At 58.1% G+C, this 6,263-nt stretch carries 8 protein-coding genes; all 8 read right to left on the reverse strand.

Translation table 11 applies throughout. The annotated features are described in order from the left end of the window. Nucleotides 1-156: 156 nt before the first annotated feature. Complete coding sequence (locus ABCN07_RS07910; protein ID WP_343006158.1) at nt 157-1,380, reverse strand: plasmid recombination protein; 1,224 nt, start codon at nt 1,378-1,380, stop codon at nt 157-159. A gap of 531 nt (nt 1,381-1,911) precedes the next feature. Then, nucleotides 1,912-2,238 (reverse strand): hypothetical protein, encoded by a 327-nt coding sequence (locus ABCN07_RS07915; RefSeq protein WP_343006159.1) that lies wholly within the window; start codon nt 2,236-2,238, stop codon nt 1,912-1,914. A 1-nt stretch (nt 2,239) separates the two neighbouring features. Beyond that, nucleotides 2,240-3,664: a helix-turn-helix domain-containing protein gene (locus ABCN07_RS07920; protein WP_343006160.1), complete on the reverse strand. Its 1,425-nt coding sequence runs from the start codon at nt 3,662-3,664 to the stop codon at nt 2,240-2,242. Nucleotides 3,665-4,028: 364 nt separating this feature from the next. Next, a complete protein-coding gene (locus ABCN07_RS07925; protein ID WP_343006161.1) occupies nt 4,029-4,295 on the reverse strand; it encodes a CopG family transcriptional regulator in 267 nt (88 codons plus the stop codon). 197 nt (nt 4,296-4,492) lie between these two features. After that, nucleotides 4,493-4,771 carry a hypothetical protein gene (locus ABCN07_RS07930; protein ID WP_343006162.1) on the reverse strand — a complete coding sequence of 93 codons (279 nt, stop codon included), beginning with the start codon at nt 4,769-4,771 and terminating at the stop codon, nt 4,493-4,495. After that, nucleotides 4,768-5,034: a hypothetical protein gene (locus ABCN07_RS07935; RefSeq protein WP_157011388.1), complete on the reverse strand. Its 267-nt coding sequence runs from the start codon at nt 5,032-5,034 to the stop codon at nt 4,768-4,770. The genes ABCN07_RS07930 and ABCN07_RS07935 overlap by 4 nt, the downstream gene beginning before the upstream one ends. Before the next feature lie 530 nt (nt 5,035-5,564). After that, nucleotides 5,565-5,897 (reverse strand): hypothetical protein, encoded by a 333-nt coding sequence (locus ABCN07_RS07940; protein WP_343006163.1) that lies wholly within the window; start codon nt 5,895-5,897, stop codon nt 5,565-5,567. Between the two features lie 2 nt (nt 5,898-5,899). Beyond that, a partial coding sequence (locus ABCN07_RS07945) for a hypothetical protein (RefSeq protein WP_343006164.1) occupies nt 5,900-6,263 on the reverse strand: 364 nt, incomplete at its 5' end.

The following is a 6,263-nucleotide window of genomic DNA, read 5'->3' on the forward strand; positions in this document are numbered from 1 at the left end:
TTGCCGTCATATTCTCGTTCTCGGCAATTTCGGTGATTCTATCTGCCGTTTCCTGTTCGATTCGATATGTTCTCGATACCTTCGCCACGTATTTCTCCCGTATTTCAAAACGTATTTCTCCCGTATTTCACCATCTGAGTGGAACGTGGGCAAGAATCAATCGCGCCCATGGTCGATTTTGGTGGTGGCAGCGCGGTCTGGCTCTCCCGCCTTGCCTTCGAGTTCGTTCCTTGCGTCCCTCATTGACCGCGCCTCATTTGCCAGAGCTCCAATCTTGTCCGACGCGGACTTCATCGCGTCGCCGACCGACTTGTTTGCGGCTCTGGTTGCCTTGCTCGCCTTATCCCGCTCGACTGCCGCCATGACTTCGCGCCTTGCAATCAGCGGGTTGTCGGCGAGCCTGCGCAGAATGTCGATTGGCTTCTCAATCGGCAGCCAGTTCTTGAACTTGCCCGCAATCTCGGCGAGGTTCGGGAGCATCTCGTCGAGCTTCTTCTCGGTTTCCTGAAGCCATTCGGTTAACAGGTTGAGCCTTTTCGTCTTCATCTCTATGGAGCGGTCGAGACGTGCGACCGTCCTCTCCTTGCTCTCGATATTTCGGTCAAGCTCCGCGACGCGGCTGCGCTTCTGCTCGATTCTGTCCGTCAGGTCGTTGTAATTGCGCATCGCCTGCTGGTACTCCGGCACGTCGAGATGCTTGCGGTCGCAGTCCATGAGCCTTCGCTCGATGCCGTGTGCCGCAGCGGCCTTTTCCAGCTCGCCGATCATCAGATTTTGCAAATCGGGAAGGCGCTTGAGGTTCAGCGTTTTAAGCGCCTGCGTCATGGATACTTGCTTTTCAAGCCCGCGCTTGTTGCCATCGCCATATGGAATCCCGGCCATGTGGCCGTGCCACGTTCCGTTCGGCTCGTCGAAGTGCAACACGATTTGGAACCAGTCGATAGCGCCCTCGGTCTTTTCTTCGATGCCGGAAACGGCTTCCTCGAAAATCTCCTTTGCCGTCTCGTAATCGAGTTCTTTGCGAAACGTGTCGCGGTCTCCAAGCTGGAGGACGTACTCGTAGCACGGCTTCGGGACGTTCGAGCGCCCCTTCTTGTGGCTATCGACTTTTGCGGAATCCGCTTTCCAAGCCCCTTCGATTTTCGCATGGTAGTCGGCGATGCACCGCTCGCCGTGCCCCTTCGACTTCTGCTTCGCGTTGTAGTCGCTCAGCGACTTTCCGAAAATGCGGTCGTAGGCTTTCCCGATAGGCTCGTCCTTAATCGTGAGATTGAGGCGGCTCAATCTCGGGTCGACGTTCGGGAGCTTCGCGCGATATGCCAAGTCCGTGTTGTGGCGGGCGTTGTGCTTGCCAGCCGATACCGACATCGAGAGCGCCATTGGGAATCACCTTCCGGGGTTCGCGTGGTCGGCGGCGGCACCGACCACGCTGGTTCCTTTTTTCGCCCAGTATATCGGCTTTGCTACTTTCCCGAAAGTAGCGCAATTGGAGAAGTGGGTATCACGTGAGCGTAATACCCACTTCTCCTGCGCCCTGCGGGGCACTCCGCAGCCATTCGGCTGCTGCGCGGGCTTCGCCCTTGCCGACTCCGCCACCGCGGGGTGGCTCCGCGCCCGCCTGTCGGCTCGGCTTGGCGGCACGCGGCGGCGCGTGCGTGGCGGGCAAAGGAAGGGTCGATGGGCACAGCTGCCCATCGACCCTTGCCCCAGTCTGCTTTCGCGCTCGCCCGCCGCGTCAATTCCGCACTCGGTGAACGAGTCGGCTCAGATCCGCTTCGCGGAGCACGCCGCCCCGTGGTCACCGATTGCTGCATTGACCCGCCTACCCGCACGTGTGGAGCGGGAAGTCGCCGTCCTAGAAAACATCCAGCGTGTAGCTCGCCATCGTATCGGCGTTTCCCTTCCCAATTCCTAGTCGAAAACGCGTTCCGGGCTGATATCCCGGATTATCTGTAGGTAGTCTTCGCCCTCCGGTTCATTCATGTCCTCATAGGTACGCCAAGACTTAATGTTCTGCATGACCCAAGGCTGTTTAGAAAGGGCGACGCAAACAGGGCACTGCGCTCCGAACTGCACCTCGCGGTTCTTTGCCTGCCAAGTGCCAAGGCCTATGCGGACGTTACCCATTTGCTCCGCGTATTCTCCCACGCAGTCGTAGAGGTCATCTACGTTGTAGCCATTCCTTTTTGCCTTCTCCTCATCGAACTCGATGGTGAAGCGCCAAGGTTCCATTGCCATATCACTCACCTTCCTTGGATTCCGGCTCCGTCATATCGACGTGAACGTGCCCGTTTTCGTACCATGCGCCGTCCGGCAGGCCGTCGGTATCGCACTTCCAGCCCCTTAGCCACTTGATGACGGTAGACCTCGACACGCCAAGCGCCTTGGATATGCCCGAATGGCTGGCACCGGGATGCTCGCGGGCATAGGAGCGAATCAACTCACACTTTTCACCGCTTCCCTTTGGCCGACCGCTGTTTTCATACTCGTTCTCGCCGAGAACGTCGCGACGCATCTTGCGCAGCCCGTTTAGATATTCCATGTGCTGTGGCTGCTTCCTGTAGTTCCGCTTGTTCTTCGGGATGGCCATACCCGATATCCTCTCCAAGTCCTTAATCGGGAACTTCTTGTATCGCAAGTCGAGGCATTCGAGCGCGTTCTCGACCTCGTGGTCGTTGCCGAACGGATGCTCGGGGTCTATGGAATCGAGGAACGGCACGAGTGACTCCATGTCGGCTTTGACGCGGTCGCGGTCGGTGATGCCGCACTTCACGGCGTATATCGCCAGAGCCATCAGGCAGAAGTACCTGTGACTGTATGACGCGCCACCGCGTATCTTGCGCAGCCACCAGTTGTACAGGTCTTCCTTGGCATCCCACGAGCCGTCGGCACGATCGCCGTTGACGATGACCTTCTCGTACCAATCGGGGAACTTCTCCTTGGCCTGTTCGAGCGTGTACCTCGTCTCCCTCCACTTCTTGGACAGGTCGACTTGTTGGTCTGCGGGGAGGACTTCGTTCAGCTCTTCGAGCGAGAAGGGGTGCGTGTTGACCCTGAACGCCATCACCGTGCCGCCGTCCTTGGTCTTGCCGCCGATGATTCGGAACCCTTGGTTGATGCCCTGATGCTGCGGGTTCTCCCACTCCCTCGATGTGTACTTGTTCCACATCCTGTCGGTCAGGCGGTACTTCATGTCCTTCAGCAGGCTCTTGGTGTTCGGGTAGAGGTCGGCAGGCTCCTCGAGGACGTAGTACAGGTGGACGTTGTGGCCGCTCAGGATGATGTAGTTCGGCTCTGGGTAGAGGGGGTAGTCGCTCCGGCAGTTGTACAGGAACGCCGTGAGCGTGCCGTCATCCTGCCCGTCGAGGTCGAAAATCAGGGCGCACATCTTGCTCTGCGCGTCGGCGGTGTTCGCCCTGCCCCAGTAGGTAAGCCCATTCGTTATCGCCCAGTTCGCATCGCTGAACTCGGCAAGAGTGTCCTCGAACGTGTCCTCGAACAGGATGCGGCGGCGAACCCTGTCCCCTTTGAGCTTCCCGTCCTCGTCGTAATGACCGCCGAACGAGCCGACGATGATGGGGTTCGCCTTGTGCTCACCGCTCGGCTCCCCCTCGGTCTGGATGAACCCGTACCCGAGCTGAAAGATATCGGAGTAGACATCCATGGCCGAGACCTCGGAAGCCCCGTATTCAAGAAGAACGGACTCAAGAGACAATCCACTCACCAACCCCTCCCGGAAGCCCTCATAGGCACGTTATTTTATCAATGATTTTATTGTACACCTAGAGCCAGAAGAAAAGGCTCCCTCTGGAACCCCTCCCGGAAGCCCTCATAGGCACGTTATTTTATCAATGATTTTATTGTACACCTAGAGCCAGAAGAAAAGCCCCCTCGCGGAGACCCATCCGAAAGCCCTCCCCTCCCGGAACTGAGGGCGTACAGTCCGCCTATATTATCACTGCTTTTTTGGTACAAACGACCAAAAAAGCAGGGGGTCGGCGCCATCTCACGACCCCCTGCCGACCGGCCTAGGCTATGGCCATAATCTCGTTGTCGCACGCCCTGCGGATGAACGCCGAGCGCGTCAGGCCGAGCCGCTTGGCAGCGTTGTCGATGGCCGTCAGCTCGGTCTCGGAGAACTTGAGCGAGGTGGTCCTCATGGCCGCCTTCGGCCTGCCGTCGATGGGCTTGCCGAACTCCCAGCCGGAGAAATCACCGGATTCGTACTTCTCGCAATCGGACTCGACCTGCTCGACGGTCGTGCCGAACATCTTGCAAAGCTCGCTGTCTTTCATGACTTCCTCCTCCCGAAGCCGAGTTCCCTCTTGATTCGTTCCTGCGGCGGGGTCTGCGCGTGCTTGGTTTCGCCGCGTCGCCTATAAGGTCGTTGATGTTGTCCATGGTGTATACTGCTCCTTGCAGAAAGGACTGGTTTAACCGTCTGCAAAGCCCCCGCCGCTGGCCAAAGCTCGGGGGCTTTTCTTTTGCCGCTCTACGATGCCGCCAGAATGTCGTTTGCAAGGACGCTGCGAACGTAGGCGCTCATGGTTGTACCGCGCTCCTCGGCCTTCCTCGTCAAGGTGGCCTTCATGCCGACGGGAATCTTCACCGTTACGGTCGTGGTCTTTTCGGCCGACAGAGGGGGACGACCCATGACAACCTCGCCGACGGTGCGCTCGCCCTCGGGGAACTCTCCGCGCTCGTATGCGTCGCACCAGCTGCCAATCATCGCTTCCGTGATTTCCTGACCGTTTGCCGCTATGTAGCTCATCGCGTTCTCCTTTCCGTCTGGGCGATTTCCTTCGCGAACTTGGGCTGCACCGGAGACATGGCGTGGATGATGAGCCATCCGAAAATCGTCTCGACCGCTATCAGCTCGACCGACCTGCCGTCCGGGAGCCAGCCGACGCAGAGCCAACGTGGCGGCTCGTCATCGCTGGCACGCTGGATGCTCTTTACCACGTTTCCCCATGCGGACAGCACTTCGTCGCGCGTCAGGTGCTTCAGCGCGTTCGGGTGTATCTCCGGTGCCATTCTTTTCCTTTCTCGGTACGACGAAAGTATACGAAATATCAGTCGTATGGTCAAATCTGGGCTTTCCTATGGTTCGAAACGAACCATAGTGTTGAAAAAGCTATGGTTTGAAACGAACCATAGCTATGGTTTGAAACGAACCATAGGGCTATGGTTTGAAACGAACCATAGAAAACGGCATACGTATGGTTCGTTTCGACCCCCCTACGATTAGAGAGAATTAGAGAAAACTAGTAAATGTCTCTGTCGGGATTTTTCGCTGTTGAAAACCCGACCACTGTTGAAAACTTTCCACACCCGCCCTTGCCGACCACAGCCAAACCGGAGGGCGCGACAGCTCAAATCGACCAGAAAGCAACCGACGCGCCCAAGGCGCTTCGCGCCAGGCAGTGAGAACGGATGGAGCGTGAACCCATCTGTGAAGCCACCAGATGCCCAGAATCGGCCGTAAAAGGAAATGGCCGCAGACTTCTACCTGCGGCCACGTTTCGGAGCCTTAAAACGGCTCTCAGTCGTTCATTTACGGCAAATCACCCGACGGAGCAATAGACGCACCCGCTTTCCGGGTCGTACTCCCAATCTCCGGGAAGCTCGTTGCCGCCCGAATCGACCTCGACCCACCAATCGTCCTCGGGGTCTCCCTTGACGCGCCAGCGGCGCTTGCCGAGTTCCTGCACGAGGTCATCGCCGTCGGCCTTCACGAGCGCGGAATCGCCCACGTCGGCGATGCGCTCGACGGACAGCACCCACGCCTTGCCCTCGGCATCCGAGATTCGGTTGAGGAACGCCGCAAGCTCGAAGTCCGCGACCTCGGTGCGCTCGCACTCCCCCGACCTGCGCAGCACGGAAACATTCCACTTCATGGCTATCCCCTCCAAGCCCTCTTGAGCCTTTGCCATCGGCTCATCTTCTGCTCGGCCGATTCAAGCGCGAGCGCCTGCGTTGTCTCGTGGTGGAGCGCCTGGGCGCCCTGCACGGCCTTGGTTCCGTCGGCCACGGTGTCCATGAGCTTTGCTATCTGCTCGTCCTTCTTGGCAAGCTGGTCGATGAGCGCAGCAAGCGCAGACGAGTCCGTCGAGCCAACTTGATTTGCCGTATTCCCAACGTATTTCTCGGAGGAATACACCTGTATTGCAGCTTCAACGACTTCGGTTGCCGTCATATTCTCGTTCTCGGCAATTTCGGTGATTCTATCTGCCGTTTCCTGTTCGATTCGATATGTTCTCGAT

The sequence above is a fragment of the Collinsella sp. 1033st1_E11_1033SCRN_220408 genome (genome assembly GCF_039062465.1).
Classification (GTDB): Bacteria; Actinomycetota; Coriobacteriia; order Coriobacteriales; family Atopobiaceae; genus Parolsenella.

Coding starts and splice junctions, on each gene's coding strand:
- ABCN07_RS07915 (WP_343006159.1), bottom strand. CDS start 2,238: ATGGCAATGGAACCTTGGCGCTTCACCATCGAGTTCGATGAGGAGAAG.
- ABCN07_RS07910 (WP_343006158.1), bottom strand. CDS start 1,380: ATGGCGCTCTCGATGTCGGTATCGGCTGGCAAGCACAACGCCCGCCAC.
- ABCN07_RS07935 (WP_157011388.1), bottom strand. CDS start 5,034: ATGGCACCGGAGATACACCCGAACGCGCTGAAGCACCTGACGCGCGAC.
- ABCN07_RS07940 (WP_343006163.1), bottom strand. CDS start 5,897: ATGAAGTGGAATGTTTCCGTGCTGCGCAGGTCGGGGGAGTGCGAGCGC.
- ABCN07_RS07925 (WP_343006161.1), bottom strand. CDS start 4,295: ATGAAAGACAGCGAGCTTTGCAAGATGTTCGGCACGACCGTCGAGCAG.
- ABCN07_RS07920 (WP_343006160.1), bottom strand. CDS start 3,664: ATGGATGTCTACTCCGATATCTTTCAGCTCGGGTACGGGTTCATCCAG.
- ABCN07_RS07930 (WP_343006162.1), bottom strand. CDS start 4,771: ATGAGCTACATAGCGGCAAACGGTCAGGAAATCACGGAAGCGATGATT.